The organism is Streptomyces sp. NPDC111656, assembly GCF_055656965.1.
The window spans coordinates 79,176-104,628 of record NZ_JBVKCA010000026.1 but is presented as its reverse complement, the minus strand read 5'-3'; the positions used below and the strand labels follow the sequence as shown (position 1 = coordinate 104,628).

The 25,453-nt window shown below is 71.9% G+C and carries 22 protein-coding genes; 11 read left to right on the top strand and 11 right to left on the bottom strand.

Annotation, left to right across the window (positions count from 1 at the left end):
* The first annotated feature begins 87 nt into the window (after nt 1-87).
* Both ACZ7M3_RS45215 and ACZ7M3_RS45210 read left to right on the top strand, forming a co-directional pair.
* On the top strand, nt 88-465 hold the full coding sequence (locus tag ACZ7M3_RS45215) for a helix-turn-helix domain-containing protein (RefSeq protein WP_054228608.1): 378 nt from the start codon (nt 88-90) through the stop codon (nt 463-465).
* A gap of 216 nt (nt 466-681) precedes the next feature.
* Nucleotides 682-1,152 carry a Dps family protein gene (locus ACZ7M3_RS45210; RefSeq protein WP_351312148.1) on the top strand — a complete coding sequence of 157 codons (471 nt, stop codon included), beginning with the start codon at nt 682-684 and terminating at the stop codon, nt 1,150-1,152.
* Nucleotides 1,153-1,753: 601 nt separating this feature from the next.
* Here ACZ7M3_RS45210 and ACZ7M3_RS45205 read toward each other — a convergent pair.
* The 3 genes from ACZ7M3_RS45205 to ACZ7M3_RS45195 all read right to left on the bottom strand — a co-directional run bounded on the left by ACZ7M3_RS45205 (nt 1,754) and on the right by ACZ7M3_RS45195 (nt 8,471).
* Nucleotides 1,754-2,515 (bottom strand): SDR family NAD(P)-dependent oxidoreductase, encoded by a 762-nt coding sequence (locus tag ACZ7M3_RS45205; protein ID WP_095852267.1) that lies wholly within the window; start codon nt 2,513-2,515, stop codon nt 1,754-1,756.
* A gap of 87 nt (nt 2,516-2,602) precedes the next feature.
* Nucleotides 2,603-3,439, bottom strand: a complete 837-nt coding sequence (locus ACZ7M3_RS45200) for a DNA-formamidopyrimidine glycosylase family protein (RefSeq protein ID WP_472071672.1) — start codon at nt 3,437-3,439, stop codon at nt 2,603-2,605.
* Between the two features lie 91 nt (nt 3,440-3,530).
* On the bottom strand, nt 3,531-8,471 hold the full coding sequence (locus ACZ7M3_RS45195) for an ATP-dependent helicase (protein ID WP_472071670.1): 4,941 nt from the start codon (nt 8,469-8,471) through the stop codon (nt 3,531-3,533).
* Between the two features lie 295 nt (nt 8,472-8,766).
* Between ACZ7M3_RS45195 and ACZ7M3_RS45190 the strand changes: the two genes are divergently transcribed.
* The 3 genes from ACZ7M3_RS45190 to ACZ7M3_RS45180 are packed head-to-tail and all read left to right on the top strand — an operon-like array spanning nt 8,767 to nt 10,705.
* Nucleotides 8,767-9,762 carry an AraC family transcriptional regulator gene (locus ACZ7M3_RS45190; protein ID WP_472071668.1) on the top strand — a complete coding sequence of 332 codons (996 nt, stop codon included), beginning with the start codon at nt 8,767-8,769 and terminating at the stop codon, nt 9,760-9,762.
* A complete protein-coding gene (locus ACZ7M3_RS45185) occupies nt 9,660-10,400 on the top strand; it encodes an AzlC family ABC transporter permease (protein WP_472071691.1) in 741 nt (246 codons plus the stop codon). The genes ACZ7M3_RS45190 and ACZ7M3_RS45185 overlap by 103 nt, the downstream gene beginning before the upstream one ends.
* A complete protein-coding gene (locus tag ACZ7M3_RS45180; RefSeq protein WP_095852263.1) occupies nt 10,397-10,705 on the top strand; it encodes an AzlD domain-containing protein in 309 nt (102 codons plus the stop codon). The genes ACZ7M3_RS45185 and ACZ7M3_RS45180 overlap by 4 nt, the downstream gene beginning before the upstream one ends.
* A gap of 58 nt (nt 10,706-10,763) precedes the next feature.
* Here the strand turns inward: ACZ7M3_RS45180 and ACZ7M3_RS45175 are convergent, their stop codons facing one another.
* On the bottom strand, nt 10,764-11,717 hold the full coding sequence (locus tag ACZ7M3_RS45175; protein WP_472071666.1) for a hypothetical protein: 954 nt from the start codon (nt 11,715-11,717) through the stop codon (nt 10,764-10,766).
* Between the two features lie 80 nt (nt 11,718-11,797).
* On the opposite strand from ACZ7M3_RS45175, the gene ACZ7M3_RS45170 reads away from it, so the two are divergent.
* A complete protein-coding gene (locus ACZ7M3_RS45170) occupies nt 11,798-11,992 on the top strand; it encodes a DUF3046 domain-containing protein (RefSeq protein ID WP_095852261.1) in 195 nt (64 codons plus the stop codon).
* Nucleotides 11,993-12,052: 60 nt separating this feature from the next.
* Complete coding sequence (locus ACZ7M3_RS45165; RefSeq protein ID WP_261688872.1) at nt 12,053-13,267, top strand: AI-2E family transporter; 1,215 nt, start codon at nt 12,053-12,055, stop codon at nt 13,265-13,267.
* A 22-nt stretch (nt 13,268-13,289) separates the two neighbouring features.
* Here ACZ7M3_RS45165 and ACZ7M3_RS45160 read toward each other — a convergent pair whose 3' ends face one another.
* Nucleotides 13,290-14,129, bottom strand: coding sequence for a hypothetical protein (locus ACZ7M3_RS45160; RefSeq protein WP_472071664.1), 840 nt, complete (start codon nt 14,127-14,129; stop codon nt 13,290-13,292).
* 338 nt (nt 14,130-14,467) lie between these two features.
* On the opposite strand from ACZ7M3_RS45160, the gene recA reads away from it, so the two are divergent.
* From recA to ACZ7M3_RS45140, 4 genes are all read left to right on the top strand, one after another.
* Complete coding sequence (recA, locus tag ACZ7M3_RS45155) at nt 14,468-15,592, top strand: recombinase RecA (protein WP_075030673.1); 1,125 nt, start codon at nt 14,468-14,470, stop codon at nt 15,590-15,592.
* 3 nt (nt 15,593-15,595) lie between these two features.
* Complete coding sequence (gene recX, locus ACZ7M3_RS45150) at nt 15,596-16,519, top strand: recombination regulator RecX (RefSeq protein WP_472071662.1); 924 nt, start codon at nt 15,596-15,598, stop codon at nt 16,517-16,519.
* A 677-nt stretch (nt 16,520-17,196) separates the two neighbouring features.
* Nucleotides 17,197-17,916: a helix-turn-helix domain-containing protein gene (locus tag ACZ7M3_RS45145; RefSeq protein WP_472071660.1), complete on the top strand. Its 720-nt coding sequence runs from the start codon at nt 17,197-17,199 to the stop codon at nt 17,914-17,916.
* On the top strand, nt 17,913-20,465 hold the full coding sequence (locus ACZ7M3_RS45140) for an FtsX-like permease family protein (protein WP_472071658.1): 2,553 nt from the start codon (nt 17,913-17,915) through the stop codon (nt 20,463-20,465). Before ACZ7M3_RS45145 ends, ACZ7M3_RS45140 begins: the two co-directional genes overlap by 4 nt.
* 104 nt (nt 20,466-20,569) lie before the next feature.
* On the opposite strand, the gene ACZ7M3_RS45135 is transcribed toward ACZ7M3_RS45140, so the two are convergent.
* The 6 genes from ACZ7M3_RS45135 to ACZ7M3_RS45110 form a co-directional block, all read right to left on the bottom strand.
* Nucleotides 20,570-20,965: a rhodanese-like domain-containing protein gene (locus ACZ7M3_RS45135; protein WP_472071656.1), complete on the bottom strand. Its 396-nt coding sequence runs from the start codon at nt 20,963-20,965 to the stop codon at nt 20,570-20,572.
* Nucleotides 20,962-21,498, bottom strand: coding sequence for a cupin domain-containing protein (locus ACZ7M3_RS45130; RefSeq protein ID WP_472071689.1), 537 nt, complete (start codon nt 21,496-21,498; stop codon nt 20,962-20,964). Before ACZ7M3_RS45130 ends, ACZ7M3_RS45135 begins: the two co-directional genes overlap by 4 nt.
* Nucleotides 21,499-21,586: 88 nt before the next feature.
* Nucleotides 21,587-21,658: a putative leader peptide gene (locus ACZ7M3_RS45125; protein WP_309544753.1), complete on the bottom strand. Its 72-nt coding sequence runs from the start codon at nt 21,656-21,658 to the stop codon at nt 21,587-21,589.
* A 174-nt stretch (nt 21,659-21,832) separates the two neighbouring features.
* Entirely contained in the window at nt 21,833-23,680 is a 1,848-nt protein-coding gene (locus tag ACZ7M3_RS45120; protein WP_472071654.1) for an FAD-dependent monooxygenase, read from the bottom strand.
* A gap of 176 nt (nt 23,681-23,856) precedes the next feature.
* Nucleotides 23,857-24,759, bottom strand: a complete 903-nt coding sequence (locus tag ACZ7M3_RS45115) for an amino acid ABC transporter permease (RefSeq protein ID WP_472071652.1) — start codon at nt 24,757-24,759, stop codon at nt 23,857-23,859.
* A complete protein-coding gene (locus ACZ7M3_RS45110) occupies nt 24,756-25,421 on the bottom strand; it encodes an amino acid ABC transporter permease (protein WP_355309396.1) in 666 nt (221 codons plus the stop codon). Before ACZ7M3_RS45110 ends, ACZ7M3_RS45115 begins: the two co-directional genes overlap by 4 nt.
* Between the last annotated feature and the right edge of the window lie 32 nt (nt 25,422-25,453).

The following is a 25,453-nucleotide window of genomic DNA, read 5'->3' as shown; positions in this document are numbered from 1 at the left end:
CGACATCGCTCCCCGCACGGCCGCGGCGCAAGGCGGTACGGTGGGGCGTGAAGGATGCGGCTACGCGGTCCGAGGAGGGAGCCACCGATGATTCTGCTCCGTCGCCTGCTTGGTGACGTGCTGCGTCGGCAGCGCCAGCGCCAGGGCCGTACTCTGCGCGAAGTCTCCTCGTCCGCCCGAGTTTCACTCGGCTATCTCTCCGAGGTGGAGCGGGGGCAGAAGGAGGCATCCTCCGAGCTGCTCTCCGCCATCTGCGACGCGCTGGACGTACGGATGTCCGAGCTCATGCGGGAAGTGAGCGACGAGCTCGCTCTCGCCGAGCTGGCCCAGTCTGCAGCGGCCACCGAGCCGGTGCCCACACCGGTGCGCCGTCCGATGCTGAATTCCGTATCGGTCACCGGCGTACCACCGGAACGGGTCACCATCAAGGCGCCAGCCGAGGCGGTCGACGTCGTCGCCGCCTGACGCTCACGAGTTCACGCTCATGAGCTGAGCACGCTTGTGAAAGCCCCGGCCGGGGCTGCTCCAGGGGAAGCCTGGAGCGGTTTCGGCCGGGGCTTTCGCTGTCTCCGGGTCCACTCGCTCCAGGTGACCCGAATTGTGCGTATATGCCATGGTTGATGAGATCGTGATGGATGAGGCCGTTGTTGTTGATGAGGCCGAGTGGATCGGAGAATCCCGATGTACGTCGTGAAGAGCCCGTTGTCCGACGCGGATCTTAGGACCGTGTCCGGCGCCCTCCAGGGAGCGCTGGTCGACCTGGTGGATCTCTCCTTGGTGGCGAAGCAGGTCCACTGGAACGTGGTCGGACCGCGTTTCCGCTCCATCCACCTCCAGCTCGACGAGGTCGTGGACACCGCGCGGCTGCACTCCGACACGGTGGCGGAGCGCGCCGCGACACTCGGAGTCCCGCCCGACGGACGGGCCGCGACCGTGGCCACCACCAGCGGTATCGGCGTGACGCCCGAGGGCTGGATCAAGGACACCGACGCCGTGGGGGAGCTCGTGGACGCGCTGAGCGCGGTGATCAGCCGGATGCGGGTGCGGGTGGATGCGACGGGCGAAGCCGATCCGGTGAGTCAGGACATCTTCATCCAGATCACCGCCGACCTCGAGAAGCATCACTGGATGTTCCAGGCGGAGAACGGGTGACGCCCGGAGGCGGGCGGCTCACGGTGGTGGCCGCGGGGCGCCATGGCCGGCTTCGGATGTGCCTTGGGTGCGCCTCTGTGCCGTTGGTGCGCCCTGCCGGTGGGTGAGAGCGCGGGTCTAGCTTCGGGCTGGAGGTGGACACCATGGCAGGGCGGATAGCGCGCTGGGGGGCAGCGCTGGGGCTCGGTGCGCTGTGGTGGTGGGGCGTCCTCCGGCTCGCGCTGGCGCCCGACGCCGGGGCGCTGGAAGGGGCGGTCGCGGCCGGGGGGTGGGGGTTGAGCCTGCTGCCGGTGCACTGCGTGCCGAAGGCGGGGGTCGTTTGCGCCGGGGCGCACGGGCGGCGGGAGGGGTGGCTACGGCGTGGGGCGCGTGGGGGGCGCGAGCCGGGGGCTTCGTAGGGGCGGGGCGCTCGGTGGTGGAGGGGGTGGGGGACGGGTACGGCGCGTTTGGGGACGCGTGGTGCCTGGGGCTCGGCGCGGGAGGGGGCTGAGCTTTTAGAGGGGGCGGGTGCAGGGGGGAGATGCCGCAGGGCGGATGTCCGGGGGTGGCGGTGTGGGGGTGCTGCTGGGTTGCTGGGGGCGGCGTGGGGGTGCTGCTGGGGCTACCAAGGCATCGCTACGCCGCCGTTCGGGCGCAGGATCTGCCCCGTCGTGAACGCCGAGGCGTCGGAGGCCAGATGCAGCACGGCGTGGGCGATGTCCTCGGGTTCGCCGACCCGGCCGAGCGGCGACAGCCGGGCCATGACCGCTTCGGTGCGTGCCTGGGCGTCCCCGTGACGGTCGGTCATCGGTGTACGTGTCCAGCCGGGCGCGACCGCATTGACACGGATGCCGTGCGGGCCGATCTCGGTCGCCAGGGTCTTCGTCAGCTGCACGACGGCCGCCTTCGACGCGCCGTAGCAGAGCAGGCCGGGGCCGCCGGTGTCGATGGCGCCGGACGCCATCGTGATGATGCTCCCGCGGACGCTCTTCGCGATCATGAGGCGGGCGGCCTCCTGGCAGGCGTACAGCACGCCCTTGAAGTTGACTCCCAGCACGCGGTCGAGGTCCTCGTCGCGGGTCTCCAGGACCGGGCTGCTGTGCATGATCCCGGCGACCGCCGCCATGACGTCGAGCCGTTCGCAGGACGCGACGGCCTGCCGGAGCTGCGCACGGTCGCTGACGTCGAGCGGATGTGTGTGGGCCGTACCGCCCTGGGCCTTGATGAGAGTCGCCGTCTCGTGCAGGCCCTGCGGGTCCCGGTCCGCGCAGTGGACGGCGGCCCCCGCCTCCGCCAGCAGGACGGCTGACGCGCGGCCGATCCCGCTGGCGGCGCCGGTGACGAATGCGGTGCGTCCGGTGAGGTCGTACGCCTTGACGGGCATGTAGGGACGGTACGAGGGTTTCTGACGGGTCGTCAATTAGTCGTACGGCGAGGAGTTGCAGGGCGAGGAGTTGTACGGCGGGGAGAGTTACGGGAGGGGCCGGCGCTCGGAGGGCGGGATACGGCCCGGGGGCGGAGTCGGGCCCGTCTGGCACGCCGGGCACCAGTACGTGGGGCGCTCTCGGGAGCCGTCGCCCTGGTCGCCCCGGCGGATCGAGGTGCCGCAGCGCAGACAGGGGCGGGGCGCGCGGCCGTACACGAAGAGGTTCTGGTCGCGGCGGCCGGTGGTGATGCGGGTCGGGCGGTCGCGGTTGGTCTCCAGGAGCTTCTTGGCCAGGGCCGGGAGCAGGGTGGCGCGATCGGCGGGAAGCTCACCGACGGGCAGCCAGGGGGTGACCTTGAGGAGGAAGCACAGCTCGCTCTTGTAGACATTGCCGATCCCGGCGAGGTTGCGCTGGTCGAGGAGGGCCTCGCCGAGGGGGCGGGCGGGGTCTTGGAGGAGGTTATCCAAGGCGCTGTCGGGGTTCCAGTCCGGGCCGAGGAGGTCGGGGCCGAGGTGGCCGACGGCGCGGTCCTCGTCCGTGGTGCGGAGCAACTCCAGGACGGGGAGCCGGTAGCCGACGGCCGTGCGGTCCGCGGTGCCGAGGATGGCCCGGATCTGGTGGGCGGGGCCGCCGCTCCAGCGCCGGCCGTTCGCGTACACCTTCCAGGAGCCGTCCATCCGCAGATGCGAGTGCAGGGTCAGGCCGCCCTCGATCCGGGTGAGGAGGTGCTTGCCGCGCGGGGTGACGTCCAGGACGGTGCGGCCGGTGAGGTCGGCGGTGGCGTACTTGGGCACCCGTAGATCGGAGCGGGTCAGCACCTTGCCCGCGAGGGCGGTGTGCAGCCGCCTCGCGGCTTGCCAGACGGTGTCTCCTTCGGGCATGGGTTCCAGGGTGGCACGAGTGGGGGTGGGGGTGGGGGTGCGGCGGGGCGGGGTGGGGTGCGGGTACGTGGGGGTCGAGTGGGTGGGGTGCTCAGGCGCGCAGGCGCAGGCCGCGGGGGGTCGCGATGAAGCCGGCGCCTTCCAGGAGGGTGCCGAACGGGGATGTCAGGGCGGAGGCGCCGTTGACGCGCTCCACCGTGACCGTGCCGAGGGAGCCCGCGCGGGCGGCCGCGGCGAGGGCTTCGGCGGCGGCACGCAGACGGGCGTCCTCCATGACCGAGCCGTCCGGGTCCGAGGGCCAGGCCAGCAGGGTCTTGCCGCCGCGCTCCATGTACAGCGTCAGCTCGCCGTCGACGAGCACCACCAGGGAGCCCGCCTTACGGCCCGGCTTGTGCCCGGCGCCGGTGGGGGGCTCGGGCCAGGAAAGGGCCGCGCCGTACGCGTTCGCGGGGTCGGCGGCGGCCAGGATCACGGCTTGGGAGGTGGCCCGGGACGAGGAACGGGCGCGGAACCGGTTGGGGGAGAGCGCGGGGTCGCTCGCGAAGCCGTGGCCGTCGGCGAAGGCGGAGTCCTCGGTCTCGGGGAAACCCAGGGGACTCGTCGCGTCGAGGTCGAGGTCGAGGTCGTCGGGGAAGGCGTGGGTGTGCGCGGGGTCGCGGCCGTCGGGGAAACCGTTGGTGCGGGGGCGGTCGGGGGTGTTCGGAAAACCGGGGGTGGCTCGGAAACCGGGCGGCCCCGGGAAGGTGTCCCCCGGGAAGCCCCGGGGGTCCTGGGCGGTCAGGGATTCGCCCCGGTCCCGTGCGTTCGCCGCCGCGCGCAGGCGGTCCACCGCTCCGTCCATCGCGAACTGGGCGGCGCCCAGTCCTTCCACCACGTAACCCCGGCGGGCCTGGCCGCTGTCCTCGAACGCGGACAGGATGCGGTAGACGGCGGAGAAGCCGCCCTCGACCCCTTCCGCGGCGACGGCGCCCCGGGTCACCACGCCGTGCCGGTCGAGCAGTGTGCGGGCCAGGGCGTGGGCGCGCACGGTGGCGTCGGGCTCACGGGCGGGCAGCAGCGACCAGCGGCCGGCCACCGTCGGCGGGCCCGTACGGGACTGGGGGCGTGCGGCGCCGGTCAGGGAGCCGTAGCGGCCGCGCGGGACCGTGCGTTTGGCGCGGTGTGCCGTGGACCCGGCGGTGCGACCCGAACCCAGGAGCGCGCGCATCGGTGCGAGCGTGTCGTTCGTGAGCCGACCGGACCAGGCCAGGTCCCAGATCGTGTCGGCGAGTTGGGGATCGGTGGCGTCGGGGTGGGTGGTGGCGCGGACCTGGTCGGCGATCTGACGGAAGAACAGGCCGTAGCCCCCGGAGAGGGCGTCCAGCACCGACTGGTGCAGGGCGGTCAGCTCCAGGGGGCGCGGGTGCGGGAGGAGCAGCGGAGCCGCGTCCGCGAGATAGAGCGAGACCCAGCCGTCCTTGCCCGGCAGCGCGCCGGCCCCGGCCCAGACCACCTCTCCGGCGGCCGTGAGTTCGTCGAGCAGCGCGGGGGCGTAACCGGAGACGCGGGAGGGCAGCACCAGCTTCTCCAGGGCCGAGGCGGGCACCGAGGCGCCCTGCAACTGCTCGATGGCGCGCACCAGTCCGTCGATGCCGCGCAGCCCGTGCCCGCTGTCGACGTGCTGCCACTGCGGCAGGAACTGTGCGAGCGCGGCGGGCGGCACCGGCTCCAACTCGTGGCGCAGGGCCGCGAGCGAACGCCGCCGCAGTCTGCGCAGCACGGCCGCGTCGCACCACTCCTGGCCGATGCCCGCCGGATGGAACTCCCCCTGGACGACGCGACCGTTCGCCGCGAGGCGTTGCAGTGCTCCGTCCGTGACGGCCGTGCCGAGACCGAAGCGGGCGGCGGCGGTGGTGGAGGTGAACGGGCCGTGGGTGCGTGCGTAGCGTGCGAGGAGGTCGCCGAGCGGGTCCTTGACCGGCTCCGTGAAGGCCTCGGGGACGCCGACGGGCAGCGCCGTGCCCAAAGCGTCCCGCAGGCGGCCGGCGTCCTCGATGGCCGCCCAGTGGTCGGCGCCGGCGATACGGACCTTGATGGCGCGGCGGGCGGCCGCCAGCTCCTCGGCCCACCGCGGTTCGGCGCCGCGCTCGGCCAGGTCGGCATCCGTGAGCGGGCCCAGCAGGCGCAGCAGGTCGGCGACGCCTTCGGCGTCCTTGACCCGGCGGTCCTCGGTGAGCCACTGGAGCTCCCGCTCCAGCTCGGCCAGGACCTCGGCGTCGAGCAGCTCGCGCAGCTCGGCCTGGCCCAGGAGCTCGGCCAGCAGGCGGGAGTCCAGGGACAGGGCGGCGGCGCGCCGCTCGGCGAGCGGGGAGTCGCCCTCGTACAGGAACTGGGCGACGTATCCGAACAGGAGGGAGCGGGCGAAGGGGGAGGGCTCGGGCGTGGTGACCTCGACGAGCCGCACCTTGCGGGACTCGATGTCGCCCATCAGCTCGGTGAGCCCGGGGACGTCGAAGACGTCCTGGAGGCATTCGCGGACCGCCTCCAGGACGATCGGGAACGATCCGAACTCGCTGGCCACCTGGAGCAGTTGGGCGGCGCGCTGCCGCTGCTGCCACAGCGGGGTGCGCTTTCCCGGGCTGCGGCGCGGCAGCAGCAGCGCGCGGGCCGCGCACTCGCGGAACCGGGCCGCGAACAGCGCCGAACCGCCCACCTGGTCGGTGACGATCTGGTCGACCTCGCCCTTGTCGAAGGCGACGTCCGCCGCGCCGACGGGCGCCTGCTCCGTGTCGTACTCCGTGCCCAGCTTCATGGGCTCCTGGTCGAGCAGGTCCAGGCCCATCACGTCGGCGTCGGGCAGGCGCAGGACGATGCCGTCGTCGGCGTGCATGACCTGGGCGTCCATGCCGTAGCGCTCGGCGAGCCGGGCGCCCAGCGCGAGCGCCCAGGGGGCGTGCACCTGGGCGCCGAAGGGGGAGTGCACGACCACCCGCCAGTCGCCCAGCTCGTCACGGAACCGCTCGACGACGATCGTGCGGTCGTCCGGGACGTGCCCGCACGCCTCGCGCTGCTCGGTGAGGTACGACAGCACGTTGTCGGCGGCCCAGGCGTCCAGTCCCGCGGCCAGCAGCCGCAGACGGGCGTCGTCCTTGGGGAGCGACCCCACCTCGCGGAGGAACGCGCCGACCGCCCGGCCGAGCTCGAGAGGGCGGCCGAGCTGGTCGCCCTTCCAGAAGGGGAGCCGGCCCGGGACACCGGGGGCGGGGGAGACCAGGACGCGGTCGCGGGTGATGTCCTCGATGCGCCAGGAACTCGTGCCGAGCGTGAAGACGTCCCCGACGCGGGACTCGTAGACCATCTCCTCGTCGAGCTCACCGACCCGGCCGCCGCCCTTCTTGGGGTCGGATCCCGCGAGGAAGACCCCGAACAGCCCGCGGTCGGGGATGGTCCCGCCGGAGGTGACGGCGAGGCGCTGAGCGCCGGGGCGGCCCGTGATCGTACCCGCGACGCGGTCCCACACCACGCGGGGCCTGAGCTCCGCGAAGGCGTCGGACGGATAGCGGCCCGCGAGCATGTCGAGCACGGCCGTGAACGCCGACTCGGGCAGCGAGGCGAAGGGCGCCGCCCGGCGGACCGTGGCGAGCAGGTCGTCGACCTGCCAGGCGTCGAGTGCGGTCATGGCCACGAGCTGCTGCGCCAGCACGTCCAAGGGGTTGGCGGGGACCCGCAGGGACTCGATGGAGCCGGTGCGCATCCGCTCGGTGACCACCGCCGCCTGGACCAGGTCGCCGCGGTACTTGGGGAAGACGACGCCGGTGGACACCGCGCCGACCTGGTGGCCCGCGCGGCCCACGCGCTGGAGGCCGGACGCCACGGAGGGCGGTGACTCGACCTGGACGACGAGGTCGACCGCGCCCATGTCGATGCCGAGTTCGAGGCTGGAGGTGGCGACCACGGCGGGCAGGCGCCCCGCCTTCAGGTCCTCCTCGACCAGCGCCCGCTGCTCCTTGGACACCGAGCCGTGGTGGGCCCGCGCGATGACGGGCGGCGCCCCCTGGGCCGCGCCGGAGCCCCCCATCAGCTGGGCCGGGGCGTGCGCCTCTGCCAGGGGCTCACCCGTCGCCCGCTCGTACGCGATCTCGTTCAGCCGGTTGCACAGGCGCTCCGCCAGGCGGCGGGAGTTGGCGAACACGATCGTGGAGCGGTGGGACTGGACGAGGTCGGCGATCCGCTCCTCGACATGAGGCCAGATGGAGGGCTTCTCCGCGCCCTCGTTGCCGTCGGCGACCGGGGAGCCGCCCAACTCGCCCAGGTCCTCGACCGGGACGACCACGGAGAGGTCGAATTCCTTGCCCGACGGCGGTTGGACGATCTCCACCTTGCGGCGGGGCGAGAGATAGCGCGCCACCTCGTCCACCGGACGCACCGTCGCGGAGAGGCCGATGCGGCGCGCAGGCTTGGGCAGCAGCTCGTCCAGGCGCTCCAGGGTGAGCGCGAGATGGGCGCCGCGCTTGGTGCCCGCGACCGCGTGCACCTCGTCCAGGATCACCGTCTCGATACCGGTCAGCGCGTCGCGCGTCGCCGACGTCAGCATCAGGAACAGCGACTCGGGGGTCGTGATCAGGATGTCCGGGGGGCGGGTGGCCAGCGCGCGGCGCTCGGCGGCGGGGGTGTCGCCGGAGCGGATGCCGACCTTCACCTCGGGCTCGGGCAGCCCGAGGCGCACCGACTCCTGCCGGATGCCGGTCAGCGGGCTGCGCAGATTCCGCTCCACGTCCACCGCGAGGGCCTTGAGCGGTGATACGTACAGCACCCGGCAGCGCTTCCTGGGGTCGGCCGGGGGCGGGGTCGAGGCCAGCTGGTCGAGCGCGGCGAGGAACGCGGCCAGGGTCTTGCCGGAGCCGGTCGGGGCGACCACCAGCACGTCCGAGCCCTCGCCGATGGCCTTCCACGCGCCGGCCTGTGCCGCAGTGGGCGCGGAGAAGGCCCCCGTGAACCAGCCGCGGGTCGCGGGTGAGAAGCCGTCCAGGGCTCGGTGTGCGGAGCTGACCATGCGTCCATCCTGCACCCGGCCACTGACAATCGCTTTGACCTGCGAGAACGCGTCCGCTGGGGGCGATGCGCCTTCTGGCGGTGGTGGGTCGGGGCCGGGCCGGGGGTATCCGTCCTCGGTCGGGCGCGGAATCGGTCGATCACCGACTTGGCGGCGTTGACGCGCCAGCCGCTGCGGGCGGACACCCCCGCCCCGTCCCCGTCCCCTTCCGCGAGTGCGCGGCCGCGGGCTGGTGGGAGTGCCTTCCGTGGCCCCTCGGCGAGGGCGTGGCGGAGAAGTGGCGGAGAATGGAGGCGTGACAGGTTCAGGGCAGGAGCGGGCGCGGCACTGGCGGTACGCGGAGCTGCCGGGTGTCGATCTGTTGCGGGCGCGGTTCGTCGAGAAGATCTTTGTGCGGCACACCCATGAGAACTTCGTGATCGCCGCCATATCCGACGGTGTCGAGGTCTTCCACCACGGCGGCGCCGACCAGTACGCGGGTCCGGGGGCGCTCGCGCTGGTCAACCCCGACACCCCGCACACGGGGCGGGCGGGTGTTCCCGAGGGCTGGCGGTACGGGGCGGTGTACCCCTCGCCCGAGCTGGTGGCGGAGATCGCCGCGGAGACCACCACGATGCGTGGAACCCCCGGATTCGTCAGCCCCGTGCTCGACGATCCGTACGCGGCGGGTCTGGTTCACGAAGTGCTTCGGGCTGCCGAGGAGGGCAACGCGCTCGCGGCCGACACGCTGCTACGGGTCGCGGTGACCCGGCTGCTGCGTCTGAACGGGGGTCCGCTGCCGCAGCGGGGTGTGCACACCGCGGGCGCCCGTGTCGCCGCACGCGCGCGTGCCGTGCTGGAGGAGCGGATGGCCGAGCCTCCGACCCTGGAACGGCTCGCCGCCGACCTCGGCACCAGCTCGTTCGCCCTGCTGCGCGCGTTCCGTGAGACCTACGGCATGCCGCCCCACACCTGGCTGACCGACGCCCGGGTACGCCGGGCACGCCACCTCCTGGACGCCGGTTCCGCGCCCGCCGAGGCGGCCGTCGCTGTCGGCTTCACCGACCAGCCCCACCTCAACCGTCACTTCACCCGGATCGTGGGCGTGCCTCCGGGCGCCTACCAGCGCGAGCGCAAGAACGTACAAGACGGCGACGGGCGGCCGTACCTACCGTCCGGGGTGTGGCAGAACAGACAGCTCTCGCAGACATACGCAGTGAAGAAGGCGGCGGAAAACCCGACGCGGCCGTCGTCCGGGACGCCCTGGGAGTCGGGGTCGCCGTCGGATTGTCCGGTTTCGCCTTCGGAGTGACCTCGGCCGGCAGCGGGCTCACCGTGCTGCAGACCTGCGCGCTCAGCCTCCTGGTGTTCACCGGTGCCTCGCAGTTCGCGCTCGTGGGCGCGCTCGCAGGCGGCGGCAATCCGCTCACGGCGGCCGCGGGCGCATTCTTCCTCGGTGTGCGCAACGCGTTCTACGGACTGCGGCTGTCACAACTGCTGGCCCTCCCGCGCGCGGTACGCCCGTTCGCCGCGCAGTGGGTCATCGACGAGACCACGGCCGTCGCGCTCGCCCAGCCCACCCGCCGCAGTGTCCGGATCGGCTTCACCGTCACCGGGCTCACCCTGTACGTGCTGTGGAACCTCACCACGCTGCTGGGCGCCGTGGGGGCCGAGGCCATCGGGGACACCGACGCGTGGGGGCTGGACGCCGCCGGGCCCGCCGTCTTCCTCGCGCTGCTCGCACCGATGCTGAAGACCACCACGGAGCGCGCGGTCGCCGGTGCCGCGGTTCTTCTGGGGCTCGGTCTGCTGCCTGTGCTGCCCGCCGGAGTCCCCGTCCTGGTGGCGGCGCTGGCCGCTCCCGCCGCCCTCTACGTAGAGGGGCGACGCGCTCCGAAGCCCGCCGGTCGTATGAAGGCCGACAACGACGCACCAAGGGACGACCGTTGAACATCTGGATCGCGATCGGGGCGACCGCCGTCGGCTGCTACGCCGTCAAGCTCATCGGCCTGCTGGTCCCCGTCGGCGTCCTGGAGCGGCCGCTCGTCAAGCGCCTCGCCGCCCTGCTGCCCGTCGCCCTCCTGGCCGCGCTCACGGCTCAGCAGACCTTCGCCGACGGGCGCGTCCTGGTCGTGGACGCGAAGGTCGCAGGACTCGCCGCGGCCGCCGTCGCCCTGCTCCTGCGCGCCCCCTTCCTGCTCGTGATCGGCGCGGCCGTGGTCGTGACGGCGGGAGCGCGGGCGCTGACAGGCTGACGCCCGGTACACGGACGGCCCGCACACGTGTGTGCGGGCCGGGAACCGGCGCGGTCGCTCAGCCGATGGGCCGCCCGTACGCCCGTAAGGTGCGCAGGGCCTCGATCGTCACCATGGGGCGGCACTCCAGGGCGGTACCCGGTGCCCACTGGCGCCAGCGGATCGGCCAGCCGCCGTCCTCACGCTGCTCGCCCGCCAGGAAGTCGAGCGAGCGCGCCATCTCCTCGTCGGTGAACCATGCGCGCGCGAGCGACCCCGGGGTCTTCGCGTAGTCGTGCGGGAAGTGGTGCTCGTCCGGCGCGTATCCGGGTGCCACCGGAAACGCCTCCAGGTGCGCCGGGTCCAGTGCCGCGAGCCGGTGCTCGCGCACCAGGCGGCCCAGCCGGTCGGCGGCGGCCTCCGCGCGCGGGCGGTCGGGGGCGGAGTCCAGGAAGGCCACGGCCGCCTCGATCTCGTACGGGTGGGACTTGTCCAGGGACTCGACCGCCCGCCAGCAGAAGTCGGTGGCCCGGAACAGCCAGGCGTGCCACACCTCGTTGCGGTGCAGCAGGCCCACCACGGGCCCGGTGGCAAGGAGTTCACTCGGTGGGTCGTCGACGACGGGCACGAAAGGAGCGTGCGGATAGCCACGCTGACTGGGATGGATCGCCGGCAGTGCGCCGTCTGCCGTCGACACCGAGGTCAAGTAGCGGCACACGCGCTCCACGCGCTGTCCGCCGCACCGCCCGATCGAGTCGAGGACGCGCAGCGCGTGCTCGGTGTGCAGCGGCTGGCTGACCGGGCCGCGGAGATCGGGTTCGAGCGCGTGACCGTATCCCTCGTCGTCGTTGTGGTAGGCGGCCAGCGCGGTCTCCACCGCGTCGGCGGCGCCGACGTCGCTGTTCAGGAAGTGGTACGCGAAACGGCGCTGCTCCAGCACGCGTGCGGTGAGCCAGATGAAGTGCTCGGCGCGCGAGAGCGGGGTGTGCGCCGGGGGCGTCGGGGGGAGTGGGGATGCTCCTGATTCGGCCATGTCTCAGACCGTAGGACGGAAAGCGGTCTCGGCAAGGGGTCCCGGCTCGGGCCCACTCTCAGGGGCGGGATACTGGAGTCATGCGGTTGACGGTCTTCTGGCAGCGGATGGCGGATCACTTCGGTGAGGCGTACGCCGACACCTTCGCGCGCGATCATGTGATGACGGACCTCGGTGGACGGACCGTGCACGAGGCGCTGAACGCCGGCTGGGAGGCCAAGGACGTGTGGCGCGTGGTGTGCGCGACCATGAACGTTCCGTACGAAAACCGCTGACGGACCCCGAAGATCCGGGGCCGGGCACAGATTGTCGGTGGAGTGGGCGAGACTTGCCCCGTGGCCCCGACAGACGAGACCGCGCAGGTCGACCAGCAGACATCCCCCTTCGGCACGACGCCGCCCACTCCGCCCCCGGGCGGGGACGCCCCCGGGCAGGGCGCGCGCATGCCGCGCTGGCTGCCGCGCGCGATGGTGCTAGCGCTCACCCTCGTCGCCCTGTTCCAACTGGGCAGTTGGGCGTTCCACCAGCTCATCGGGCTGTTGATCAACATTCTGATCGCGTTCTTCCTGGCGCTCGCCATCGAGCCCGCGGTGAGCTGGATGGCCTCGTACGGTATGCGCCGGGGGCTGGCCACCTTCCTCGTCTTCTTCGGTCTGCTGATCGCGACAGCCGGGTTCATCACGTTGCTCGGCTCGATGCTCGCGGGTCAGATCATCAAGATGATCGAGGGCTTTCCCGAGTACCTGGACTCGGTGATCAACTGGATCAACTCGAGTTTCCACACCCACGTGAGACGGGTGGACGTCCAGGACAGCCTGGTGCACTCCGACTGGCTGCGGAAGTACGTGCAGAACAGCGCGACCGGCGTCCTGGACGTGTCCGCGCAGGTGCTCGGCGGTCTCTTCAAGCTGCTGACGATCACGCTGTTCTCGTTCTACTTCGCGGCCGACGGGCCCCGGCTGCGGCGCGCGTTGTGCTCCGTGCTGCCGCCCGCGCGACAGGCCGAGGTGCTGCGCGCGTGGGAGATAGCCGTCGACAAGACCGGTGGCTATCTGTACTCGCGCGGTCTGATGGCGCTGATCTCGGGCATCGCGCACTACATCCTGCTGCAGGCCCTGGGCGTGCCCTACGCTCCCGTGCTCGCGGTCTGGGTGGGTCTGGTCTCGCAGTTCATCCCCACCATCGGCACGTATCTCGCCGGCGCCCTGCCGATGCTGATCGCCTTCACCATCGACCCCTGGTACGCGTTGTGGGTACTGATCTTCGTCGTGGTCTACCAGCAGTTCGAGAACTACGTGCTGCAGCCCAAGCTGACCGCCAAGACCGTGGACATCCACCCCGCGGTCGCCTTCGGCTCGGTCATCGCGGGCACCGCCCTCCTCGGGGCCGTCGGCGCCCTGATCGCCATCCCCGCGGTCGCCACCCTCCAGGCCTTCCTGGGGGCCTATGTGAAGCGGTACGACGTCACGGACGACCCCCGGGTGCACGGTCACCGGACCAGGAGGTCGCCCTCCTTCCGCGCCCGCCTGCGGGGGCTGCTCGGCCGCTGAGGTCGATGAGGTTCACCAGGGTTCACCAGGTGAGGGCCGCCCACACTCCGGCGCCCAGGACCGCCGCCGCGTAGCAGCCGACCGCCGCGTGGACGACCCGCCGCCGTGTCCGGTCGCTCCATGGAGTGTGCGACAGCAGCCAGGCCAGCGCGGGCAGGACCAGCACGGCGTGCAGGCTCACTCCGTGCAACGGCTTGAGCGGGGCCGTCGAGTGGTACGCCGCCTCCTGGTGACCGGTGCGGGTGAGGACGACCCCGCGCGCGATCATCGCGGCGCCCGACGCCAGCGCGACGAGCAGGATCGCGAACCCGGAGCGCAGCGCGAGCGGCATCCCCAGGGGGCCCGTGGGCCGGTTCCGGAAGGAGGCCACCGCGAACACGGTGAGCAGCATCACGAGAACCCCGCCGCCCACCGCGAGCGTCATCGACACCGCCGTGTCGAAGCCGGTCTCCATGTTGAGGTGCGAGGGCACCCGGCGCCACGCCTGAAGGGTGATTCCGCCCACCTCCACGACACAGTCGGCGGCGAACACGACGAGCAGCGCCGAGCGCAGACGCGTTCCGGCCCGCAGATACGACGTGACCCACGTGATCGCGATCAGTGTCAGTCCGAAGGAGAGCCCGAACGTGACGGGCTTGCGCCAGGAGACGGGGCCGTCCCAGGGGCCGCCGTCCACGGTGAAGACGACCAGGTGCGCCAGCCCGGAGAGCACCAGCACGGCGCCGGTCATGTGGCAGAGCCGTTCGGTGGGACGCACTCCGCGCCACGCCCCACGCCACACGGGGCGCACCGGAGACGGTCGTGCCGGTGGGGCGACGGCGGTGGTCACGGCGGGAGCGGGGGTTCCGCTGCGGCTCTCCATGAGGTCCAAGCTTCGACGGCCAGGGCCCCGAGGTCGTCGTACGGCCGAAGAATCCGGTGGTACGCCCCGTGGAGTAGGCGGGGACCCCGGCCGTTGTCGGTCCGCGAACGTAGGCTCGGAGGTGCCGCGTGGTGCCCGCGTGGTGCGCTTGACACCAAAATCGAACATCCATTCTTATGGAATCTCCGGCTGGGCTCTCGGCGGGGATTTCGGCAGGGTTTTCACAGAGATGTACCCGAGTTATCCACAGGCTGGACGGGCGTCGAGGCGCATTGTCAGTGGCAGGCGTTAGCGTCTTTGACGTGAAGCGATCGACTCAAGCAAACCGGGTGGAACCCATGGCAGGTACGGACCGCGAGAAGGCGCTCGACGCCGCGCTCGCACAGATTGAACGGCAATTCGGCAAGGGCGCGGTGATGCGCCTGGGTGAGCGGCCGAACGAGCCCATCGAGGTCATCCCCACCGGGTCGACCGCGCTCGACGTGGCCCTCGGTGTCGGCGGCCTGCCGCGCGGCCGAGTGGTGGAGGTGTACGGCCCGGAGTCCTCCGGTAAGACGACGCTGACGCTGCACGCGGTGGCGAACGCGCAGAAGGCCGGCGGCCAGGTGGCCTTCGTGGACGCCGAGCACGCCCTCGACCCCGAGTACGCGAAGAAGCTCGGTGTCGACATCGACAACCTGATCCTGTCCCAGCCGGACAACGGCGAGCAGGCGCTGGAAATCGTGGACATGCTCGTCCGCTCAGGCGCGCTCGACCTGATCGTCATCGACTCCGTCGCCGCCCTGGTGCCGCGCGCGGAGATCGAGGGCGAGATGGGCGACTCGCACGTGGGTCTGCAGGCCCGTCTGATGAGCCAGGCCCTGCGGAAGATCACCAGCGCGCTCAACCAGTCGAAGACCACCGCGATCTTCATCAACCAGCTGCGCGAGAAGATCGGCGTGATGTTCGGCTCCCCGGAGACCACGACGGGTGGCCGGGCGCTGAAGTTCTACGCCTCGGTGCGACTCGACATCCGCCGCATCGAGACGCTGAAGGACGGCACCGACGCGGTCGGCAACCGCACCCGCGTCAAGGTCGTCAAGAACAAGGTCGCGCCACCCTTCAAGCAGGCCGAGTTCGACATCCTCTACGGGCACGGCATCAGCCGCGAGGGCGGCCTGATCGACATGGGCGTGGAGCACGGCTTCGTCCGCAAGGCCGGTGCCTGGTACACGTACGAGGGCGACCAGCTCGGCCAGGGCAAGGAGAACGCGCGCAACTTCCTGAAGGACAACCCCGACCTCGCCAACGAGATCGAGAAGAAGATCCTGGAGAAGCTGGGCGTCGGTGTGAGGCCGGTGGAGCCCACCGCCGAGCCGGGCGCGGACGCGGCGGTCTCGACCGCATCGGACGAGGCCGCGAAGACGGTGCCCGCTCCGGCGGCCAAGACCACCAAGTCCAAGGCCGCGGCGGCCAAGAGCTAGTCCATGACGCGACGAACCGACTGGGCCGAGTACGCCTACCCCGTCCCCCCGCGGGGGCAGGGGCACGGGGGGAACGGCGACTCGGCCGGAGACGGTGAAAGAGCGCACGGCGGGGACGGGCCGTACGGGGACGAGACGTATGGCGGCTCCTCCGCGTACTCCGGTGACACGTATGGCCCCGAGGGGTTCCACGGCGGGGATCCGTACGGCGGTGACGGTCCGACGGGCTACGGCGAAGGCGACGGTCTGACGGACGGTCACGATTCTCCGGGCGGTGGATCGCGCCGTGGCGGTGGGCGGCGCGGCGACGGGGGGCCGCGAGGGGGACGAGGACGTCGGAGGCGCGGCGGTTTCGGTGAGCCGTCCGACGACCCACAGGACGGAGGCACTCCTTCCTCGTCGAGGGCCGAGAAGGGGGAGCCCCCAGGGGACCCGGCTGAGCGGGCGCGGGCGATCTGTCTGCGCCTGCTCACCGGGACCCCGCGCACGCGGAAACAGCTCGCGGACGCGTTGCGCAAGCGTGAGATCCCCGACGATGTGGCGGACGAGGTGCTGTCACGGTTCGAGGAGGTCGGGCTGATCAACGACGGTGCCTTCGCGGACGCTTGGGTGGAGTCCCGGCACCACGGCCGGGGTCTGGCCAGGCGGGCGCTCGCGCGGGAGCTGCGGACCAAGGGCGTGGACTCGACACTGATCGACGAGGCCGTCGGGCAGCTCGACTCCGAGCAGGAAGAGACGACGGCGCGTGAGCTCGTCGCGCGCAAGCTCCGCTCCACGCGAGGCCTAGACCGCGACAAGCGGCTGCGACGCCTTGCGGGCATGCTCGCCCGCAAGGGCTACTCCGAGGGCATGGCGCTGCGCGTGGTTCGCCAGGCGCTGGAGGAAGAGGGGGAGGACACGGAGGGCTTGGGGGACGAGGGGTTTTGAGCCTTGGGGCCTGGGTCGGGGGCGGGCCTGGTAGCTGGGATCTGAACTCGGTGTACGCGGGTGGGCGGCCTGACGGTTGGGCTCAGAGGGGACACGGGGACTGACTGCGGTGGGCGCGCGGGGTGCCGATCGCGTTGAGGGGGCGACGGGTCTCCGAGGTCGAGGGGGCGCGGTCCGAGGGGCTGAGTCCGTAAGGCCGTGGATGGGAGAACTCAGGGGGGATCGAGGGGCGGCTCGGTAGCAGAGCGGCATCTGTTCGGGGCGATGACCTGTGCGTGCGTCCGGCCCCAGGTCTCGATGTTGATCCGGGTCCCCGGGCTAGGTGTCTCCTGTCTTCGCCTGCACCCTCGAACGCGATTCCGATCCCGACTTCGGCCCTGATCCCGACTCCGGCCTCGAACCTGGCTCGGCCTCGATCCGCCCGCGGTGTCGCCCCGACTTCGACCCCGGCGTCGAACCGGCCCGGCCTCGATCCGCCCCCGGTTTCTCCCCGGCCCCGGCGCCGGTCTGGAACCCGGCCCTGAACCCGACCTCTGACTCTCCCCTTCTCCCGTCTCCCCACCCCCGCCCGACCCAGGATTGTCCAACTCCCCTTCGTGAGGGTGGGGTTACCCCCCGGAGGGAGACGCCGGGTTGCCGCAATGCACAGGTGTCTGTGCACAGAGGATTGTGTACGCATGGCACAGGAACCCGGCGCGGAACCCTTGGTGAGGCGGGGCGAGGAGACTTCGCGTGGCCCCACCGAGCTCTCCGACCTCGCCACGCTCAAGGCCCTCGCGCAGCCCCGTCGGCAGCGCATGCTTCAGCACCTCACCGTGCGCGGCCCCGCCACCTCGGCAACGCTGGCCCGGGCGCTCGGGCTCAACACCGGAGCCACCAGCTACCACCTGCGTGAGCTCGCTCGGTACGGCTTCGTGGAGGAAGTGGACCGACCGGCTGAGGCGGGCGTCCACGGCAGGGAGCGCTGGTGGCGGGCCGTCCCCGGGGACCGCCGCTTCCCGCCGCGCAGTCGGCAGAGCCCCGAGATGCGGCTCGTCATGGACGAGCTGAACCACCACGCGTACGCCGCCGACCTCGAACTCTTCGAGCAGATGCAGCTGCAGATGCAGGCGCAGAGGCAGCTACGGACGCGGGGCGTGGACGGGGAGGTGGGCGAAGCCGATCCCTGGGTCGACGCCTTCCCCTACTCGCGCGGCAGCATCCGGCTGACGCTCCCCGAACTCCGCGCGTTCTTCGAGGAGTACATCGCGCTCCTCAACCGCTACAAGCGCCCCGAGGCCGATACCCCGCCCGGCGCCCGCACCGTGCTCACCCGGTTCCTCGCCTTCCCGGCCCCCGACGCCGTGCCCGAGAACCGCCCGGCACCCCACGACAGACCAGGGAGCGAACCCTCATGATGCTGCGTTACGCCCTGCAGACCGTCCGAGCCCGCAAAGGCGGCTTCCTCGGTGCCTTCTTCGCCCTGATGTGCGCGGCCGCTCTCATCACCGCCTGCGGCACCCTCCTGGAGACGGGCCTGCGCGGCACGATCGCCACCGAACGGTATGCCGCCACGCCCGTCGTGGTCTCCGCCGACCAGAACGTCCACCAGACCACCGTCAAACACAAGAAGGGCAAGACCAAGGTCAAACACAAGGCCAAGCCGATCGCCGAACGGGCCTGGCTCCCGGGCGACCTCGCCACCGAGCTCCGGAAAGCGCCCGGCGTACATGAGGTCATCCCCGAACTGACCTTCCTGGCCGAGCCCTTGGCACCCGGCGGAGCCGTCGACAAGGACCGGCCCGCCTACGGGCACGCCTGGGACTCCGCCGCGCTGACCCCGTACACCCTCACCACCGGCACCGCCCCCAAGGCCGACGGTGATCTCGTCGTCGACCGCCGTCTCGCCGAGCGCGCCCATCTCGAGCCCGGCGACCGGCTCACCGTCCAGTCGACGCAGAGCCCGCGGACCTACCGGGTGACCGGAATAGCCGCCCCCGCCCAGGAGGTGCGGCATCAGACCGCCCTCTTCTTCTCCACCGCCGAGGCCCGCCGCCTCGCCGCCCACCCCGGACAGGTCACCGCCTTCGGGGTGCTTCCCGCCAAGGGCACGGACGCGGCCGCGCTGAAGCGATCGGTCAGCACGGCGCTGCACGGAACCAAGGCGTCGCACGGTACGACCGCGCAGGTCAGCGCCGGTGACGGCCGAGGGCCCGTGGAGTTCCTGGACGCGGCCGCCGCGCGTACGAAGCTGGTGAGCATGGGCGGTGCGATGGGCGGCACCTCACTGCTCGTGGCCGTCCTCGTGGTGGTCGGGACCTTCGCACTCTCCGTGCAGCAGCGCCATCGCGAACTCGCCCTGCTGCGCGCCATCGCCGCCACGTCGGGCCAGATCCGGGCGCTCCTCGGCCGTGAGGCACTGATCGTCGGGGCCGCCGCGGGTACCACCGGCGCGCTCGCGGGGCTGCCACTGGGCAGTTGGCTGCACGGCCGGTTCGTGGCCATGGGCGCCGTGCCGGCCACGCTTCAGCACACCGTGAGCGTCTTCCCGCCGTTCGCCGCGCTCGCCGCGACACTGCTCGGCGCCTGGGCCGCCGCCCGTATCTCCTCGCGCCGGATCGCCCGGATCCGCCCGGCCGAGGCGCTCGCCGAAGCCAGGGCCGAGCGCACCCGCCCGGCGTGGGGACGGATCCTCGCGGGTGTCGCCCTGCTCGCCGGTGGTGCCGTCCTCGTCGCCGTGCTCAGTGTCCTGCGCACGGAACCCGCCTCGACTCCCGTGACCTTCCTGGCCGTCGTGGTCCTCGCCTCCTCCGTCGCGCTGCTCGGTCCGCTGCTGGTCAGGGCGGCCGTGGCCGTACTCGGAGGTCCGCTCGCGCTGACCGGACCCAGCAGTCGGCTGGCGCGTGCCAACCTCCGTGGCCATGCCGCCCGGATGGCCTCCGTCGTCACTCCTCTGACCCTCCTCATCGGCATGACCTGCACCGTTCTCTTCGTCCAGCCGACCCTGGGCAACGCGGCCCGCGCCCAGGCCCGCGAGGGCATCCGCGCCGACTGGGTGGTGGCCGCCCAGGGCCCCGGCGTACCGGCCGAGGCCGCACGGCGGCTGCGTGCGCATCACGACACCGTCACCGAAGTGGTCCGTACGACCGTCCGGGTGGGACTCGACAAGTACGCGGCGCAGGGCGTCACACCCGGGGGCCTCACCCGCACCTGGGACCCGGACGTCACCGCCGGCTCCCTGAAGAAGCTCACCGAGGACACCGTCGCCGTCAGCGAACTCGCCGCCGACCAGCTCCACCTGAAGCCCGGCAGTCCCCTGAAACTCACGCTCGGCGACGGAACACCCGCCACGCCGACCGTGGTGGCCGTCTACGCCAAGGGCCTCGGCTTCGGCGACCTCACCTTCGCCCATGACCTGATCGCCCGCCATGTGGACAACCCGCTCGCGACCTCCGTCCTCGTCAGCACCGCCCGTACACAGACACAACTCGCGACTACCCTCCGTGAGTTCCCGGGGATCCACGTCCTCGCCCCGGCCGCCGCCGACTCGATCCAGGCCGCACGGCAGCAGGCGAACGCCGAGGTCAACTACCTCGCCATGGGGCTCGTCCTGGCCTTCACCGCCATCGCCGTCGTCAACACGCAGGCCATGTCGGTCTCGGAGCGTGTCCGCGAGTTCGCGCTGCTGCGCCTCGCCGGGGCGACCCGGCGCCAGGTGCTGGGGATGCTGCGCACGGAGGCGCTCTCGGTCCTGCTGCTCGCCACCGCGCTCGGCAGCGGAATCGCGCTCGCCGTCCTCACCGCGTTCAGCGTCGGCATGACGGGCGAGGCGGCTCCGACGGTCACGCCCCTGGTGTACGTCGCCGTGGTCGCGCTCGCCGGGCTGCTCGCGCTCGTCGCCACCGCGTTGCCGGGCCGGGTGGCGTTGCGGGTGCGCCCGGTCACGGTGGCCACGGCCAAGGAGTAAGGGGCGGTACGCAATGGTGGGCGCCCCTTACATCAGGGGGCGCCCATCAAGTACGTACCGCGACCGAGTTACGTACCGCCGCACGGCGATCGTGAGCCCCACAGCTAGGCCATCACCGGGAGACCGGCCGCCTTCCACGCCTGGAAGCCGCCGACCAGGTCGGTCGCCCGGTGCAGTCCGAGCTGGTGGAGGGAGACGGCGGCGAGGCTGGATGCGTACCCCTCGTTGCAGATCACCACGACCCGCAGATCGTGGCTCGTGGCCTCCGGGACGCGGTGGCTGCCCTGGGGGTCGAGCCGCCACTCCAGTTCGTTGCGCTCGACGACGAGGGCGCCGGGGATCAGTCCGTCGCGCTCGCGCAGGGCGGCGTACCGGATGTCGACGAGGAGGGCTTCGCAGGCCTGCGCGGCGGAGTACGCCTCCTCGGCCTCCACCCGGTCGAGTCCCTCGCGGACCCGTTCCAGCAACGTGTCGATGCCCACCGGGCGGGGTGCGCTCACTGCCAGTCCTCCGGACGCTCGACGTGCTCCAGGCGCAGCACCTGTCCCGTGCGGCTGTAGCGGCGGATCCGAGGCAACGGCGGGTAGTACGCGTGGACGGAGATCGCGTGCTCCTCGGTGGACTCGTTGAGCACCTCGTGCACGTGGTGCCGGCCGAAGGAGCGACCCTCGCCGGCCGGCAGTCGACGTTCGCGGTCGACGTCCTCGGAGAGTTCGAGGGTCCTCCAGCCGTCGGTGGGCAGGCGGGCGGCGAGCGAGTACTCCTTGAGCTCGCCCGCGGCGGCGACGAAGGCGCCGACCGAGTCGGCGTGGTCGTGCCAGCCGGTCCCGGTGCCGGGGGGCCAGCCGATGAGCCAGGCCTCGCTGCCACCGGGGCCCTCCAGGCGCACCCAGGTGCGGCCCTCGGGATCGAGGGGGAGGGAAGCGATCAGCTCGGCGTCGGCGGCGGTGCGGCGCACGAAGTCGAACAGGTCGGCCTGGGTGGGGGCCTGGACCGATGCGGAGGAGGAAGGCGTGGTGGAGGGGGTGGACACAGACACGGGTACCGTCCTGGGCGTTCGCGTGGGCGCGCGCGGCAGCCGACAGGCAGAGGCGGCGCGCGGGGAGAGAAGAGCTGCGAATTCAGCAGGACGGGCGACACACGCAGCCCGCATAGCGGACGAGGTCCATATGGACCCTCCGCCACAGGCGCACACAGGTGTCGGTCACGATCCGGAGTACACCATGGCGGTCCGGGCCGGTCAACTCACTGTCACTATGTGGACCATCCGGTGACCGAGGGTGCCGTGATGGCCCTGGCTCCGCCCCTCCGGACGGGTTCGGCGACCTGGGCCCGGTGGTCCGGGGCGGGCCGGACCACCAGGATCGTCAGGTCGTACTCGCCGCGGTCTCCGCTTCCGCATCCGCCGTGGCGGGTCCGCCCAGTGTCGTCTCGGCCGCCGCGTACAGGTCGGCCGGGCGCACCCCGCTCAGCGCGGTGACCAGGTGGCCGTCGGGGCGCACCAGGAGCACGGTGTGTGCCGCCGCGCCGGGATAGCTCTCGGCGACCAGCAGCTCGGCGCGGTGCGGCAGCGCGGTCACGGCGGCCGCGAGCCGGGGCATGATCCCGGCCGTCACCCAGTGCTTGCGCGCCCACACGCCCGTACCCGGAGCGATCAGTACGACGAGCAGCACCCCGCGACCGAGTCGCTCCCGCAGCTGTACGAACGAGCCGTCCTCCGCGGTCACGCGTACGTCGACGACCGGCGCACCGGGTGCCGTGTCCACCGGGGTCTCCGACTCGGTGTGCGCGGGCGCGAGCGGCGAGTCGGCGTACGTCCCCGGCGCACCCAGCGGGCCGCGTCCCAGGTGGCCGTCCGTGAGCAGCGCGTCGTGGCCACGGCCCGACCCGGGGACGTACGAGCGCAGGCCTCCGCCGCTGCGCAGCAGCGGCAGCGCCTGGTCGGCGGCGCGCAGCCGGGCGGCGACGACGGCCCGCCGCTCCGCCTGGTAACTGTCGAGCAGCGCCTCGTGCGGGCCGTGGTGCCAGGCGAGCGCCAGCTTCCAGGCGAGGTTGTCGGCGTCCCGCAGGCCCTCGTCGAGGCCCTGGGTGCCGAGCGCGCCGAGCAGGTGCGCGGCATCCCCAGCGAGGAAGACCCGGCCGGCCCGCCAGCGGCGGGCGAGGCGATGGTGGACGGTGTGGACTCCGGTGTCGAGCAGCTCGTACGGGGGTGTGGAGCCCGCGTTCCAGCCCGCGAGGGTCTCGCGGATGCGCGCCACCAGCAGGTCGGGCGTGACCAGGTCCTTGCCGGGCGGCAGCAGCCAGTCCAGCCGCCACACGTCGTCGGCGAGGGGGCGCGCGGTCACCTCCCCGCTCGAGGGGCCCGACGTCCGCCACGGAGGCATCCGGTGCAGCAACGCCTGGCCGGGCCAGGGAAGTTCCGTACGCAGCGCCGCCACGGCGTATCGTTCGACGGCTGTACGTCCGGGGAAGCGGATGTCCTGGAGCTTGCGCACGGTCGAGCGCGGTCCGTCGCAGCCGACCAGGTAACTGCCGCGCCACCATGTGCCGTTGGGGCCGCGGGTGTGTGCCGTGACGCCCGAGGACTCCTGCTCGATCGAGTCGAGGCGGCTGCCCACGGCGACCTTGATCAGCCGCTCGTGGATGATGGCCTCGCGCAGAGCGCCGGTCAGCGCGTGCTGGGCGAGGTGCAGCGGGGCGGGCGCGACGGCGCCCTCGGAGTCCTGCGCGTCCGCGGTCGGGCCGAGCCCGGCGCTTTTCAGGTTCTGCGCGCTCCCCTTCGGGCCCCGAGCGCTCCCCTCGGAGCGCTGAGCGCCGATCCCCGAGCCGTGCGCGCCGCCTCCAGAGGCCTGCGCGCCGCCTACCGCGCCGCCCCCAAAGGCCCGGGCGCCGCTCACCGCGCCGTGCGCATCGGCTTTGAAGTCCGGCGAGTCCGTGTCGGACGCCCGGGCGGCGAAGTCGATCTCGCGCATCACCTGCTTGCGCCGCATCGACCGCCATCCGGCCCAACGGAAACCGGCATCGGTGAGGGGCAGGCCCGTCAGACGCTCGACGAGCGCGGCCGTGTCCTCGCGCAGCACCACCGTCCGCGCGAGCCGTTGTTCGTCCTTGCCCGGCCCCTCGTCGAGGACCACGCAGGGGACCTCCTGACGGGCCAGCGCAAGGGCCAGCGTGAGGCCCACGGGCCCCGCGCCGACGATGATCACCGGGTCCACGGCGCGCGGCCCCCTGCCCGGAGCGGTGTCCTGAGGAACGGTCGGGAACAGGCAGTTGGAACGGGGTGCACGATCACAGAACGTATGCAACCCATTGCCGGTGCTTGCGTCAAGTGACGAGGGCAGTGGCGATCATGCCACTGCCCCCGTTGACGCCGACCAAGGGTGAGGATCCGTCAGATGGAGATGCCGCCGCCCACGCCGCCCGCGCCGGTCGACTCCGTGCCCCCGACCGCGGCAGGCGCGAGCACCACGCCCGTCGACTTCTTGCCGCGCCGCAGTCGACCCTCCAGCCAGCTCGCGAAGCTCGTGAGGCTGAAGTTGAGCGCGATGTAGATCAGGGCCACGACGGTGAAGCTGGCGATGGTGTTCGCGCCGTAGTACGCGCTCATCGGGCTGACGGAGGCGAGCAGCTCGGGGAAGGTGAGGACCGCGCCGCCGAGCGCGGTGTCCTTCACGATCACGACGAGCTGGCTGACGATCGCCGGCAGCATCGCGGTGACCGCCTGCGGCAGCAGGATGAACCGCATGACCTGGTTCTTGCGCAGACCGACGGCCATGGCCGCCTCGGACTGCCCCTTGGGCAGCGACAGGATGCCCGCGCGGACGATTTCCGCGAGGACCGAGGAGTTGTAGAGCACCAGTCCCGTGATGACCGCGTAGAGCGGACGGTCGTCCGAGCTGGTGTTCGTGTACGCGGAGTACGCGGCGTCGGCGAAGATCATGAGGACCAGCACCGGGATGGCGCGGAAGAACTCCACGATCGCGGCCGCCGGGATGCGTATCCAGGCGTGGTCGGAGAGCCGGGCTATGCCGAAGAAGGCCCCGAGCGGCAGGGCGATGACCATGGCGAGGGCCGCGGCCTTCAGGGTGTTCTGCAGCCCCGGCCAGAGGTACGTGCTCCAGGCCTCGCCATGGACGAAGGGCTTCCACTTCTCCCAGGCGAGCTGGTCCTTGTCGTTGAGGCTGGTGATCACCCACCACAACAGGGCCGCGAAGGCGACCAGGAACAGCGCCGAGTAGAGGATGTTGCGCCGCTTGGCGCGGGGGCCCTGGGTGTCGTACAGGACGGACGTCATCGCTTCACCGCCACCTTCTTGCCCACCCAGCCGAGGAGGAGGCCGGTCGGCAGCGTCAGACACATGAACCCGAAGGCGAAGACGGCCGAGATCGCGATGAGTTGGGCCTCGTTCTCGATCATGGACTTCATCAGGGTGGCCGCTTCGGCGACACCGATCGCGGCCGCCACCGTGGTGTTCTTCGTCAGGGCGATCAGCACGTTCGTCAGCGGACCGACGACCGAACGGAACGCCTGGGGAAGCACGACCAGGGTCAGGACCTGGGTGAAGTTCAGACCGATGGCGCGGGCCGCCTCCGCCTGACCGACGGGCACGGTGTTGATGCCGGAGCGCAGCGCCTCGCAGACGAAGGCCGAGGTGTAGGCGATCAGACCGAGCACGGCCAGCCGGAAGTTGACCGTGTCGACCTGGTCCGAGCCGAGACTCACCCGCAGGGTCTGGTCGAGGCCCAGCGAGGTGAACAGGATGATCACGGTCAGCGGGATGTTCCGCACGATGTTCACGTAGGCGGTGCCGAAACCGCGCATGAGAGGCACCGGACCGACCCGCATGCCGGCCAGCAGGGTTCCCCATATCAGGGAGCCGACGGCTGAGAGGACGGTGAGTTTCACCGTCATCCAGAACGCTCCCAGCAGGTCGTAACCTTGAAGAAAGTCGAACACGATTTCCCGCGCTTCCGCGTGTGGTGATGCCC

Bases quoted from the DNA above. Each gene is read 5' to 3' on its own strand.
- ACZ7M3_RS45215 (WP_054228608.1), top strand. From the start codon at position 88: ATGATTCTGCTCCGTCGCCTGCTTGGTGACGTGCTGCGTCGGCAGCGC.
- ACZ7M3_RS45210 (WP_351312148.1), top strand. From the start codon at position 682: ATGTACGTCGTGAAGAGCCCGTTGTCCGACGCGGATCTTAGGACCGTG.
- ACZ7M3_RS45205 (WP_095852267.1), bottom strand. From the start codon at position 2,515: ATGCCCGTCAAGGCGTACGACCTCACCGGACGCACCGCATTCGTCACC.
- ACZ7M3_RS45200 (WP_472071672.1), bottom strand. From the start codon at position 3,439: ATGCCCGAAGGAGACACCGTCTGGCAAGCCGCGAGGCGGCTGCACACC.
- ACZ7M3_RS45195 (WP_472071670.1), bottom strand. From the start codon at position 8,471: ATGGTCAGCTCCGCACACCGAGCCCTGGACGGCTTCTCACCCGCGACC.
- ACZ7M3_RS45175 (WP_472071666.1), bottom strand. From the start codon at position 11,717: ATGGCCGAATCAGGAGCATCCCCACTCCCCCCGACGCCCCCGGCGCAC.
- ACZ7M3_RS45170 (WP_095852261.1), top strand. From the start codon at position 11,798: ATGCGGTTGACGGTCTTCTGGCAGCGGATGGCGGATCACTTCGGTGAG.
- ACZ7M3_RS45160 (WP_472071664.1), bottom strand. From the start codon at position 14,129: ATGGAGAGCCGCAGCGGAACCCCCGCTCCCGCCGTGACCACCGCCGTC.
- recA (WP_075030673.1), top strand. From the start codon at position 14,468: ATGGCAGGTACGGACCGCGAGAAGGCGCTCGACGCCGCGCTCGCACAG.
- recX (WP_472071662.1), top strand. From the start codon at position 15,596: ATGACGCGACGAACCGACTGGGCCGAGTACGCCTACCCCGTCCCCCCG.
- ACZ7M3_RS45145 (WP_472071660.1), top strand. From the start codon at position 17,197: ATGGCACAGGAACCCGGCGCGGAACCCTTGGTGAGGCGGGGCGAGGAG.
- ACZ7M3_RS45140 (WP_472071658.1), top strand. From the start codon at position 17,913: ATGATGCTGCGTTACGCCCTGCAGACCGTCCGAGCCCGCAAAGGCGGC.
- ACZ7M3_RS45115 (WP_472071652.1), bottom strand. From the start codon at position 24,759: ATGACGTCCGTCCTGTACGACACCCAGGGCCCCCGCGCCAAGCGGCGC.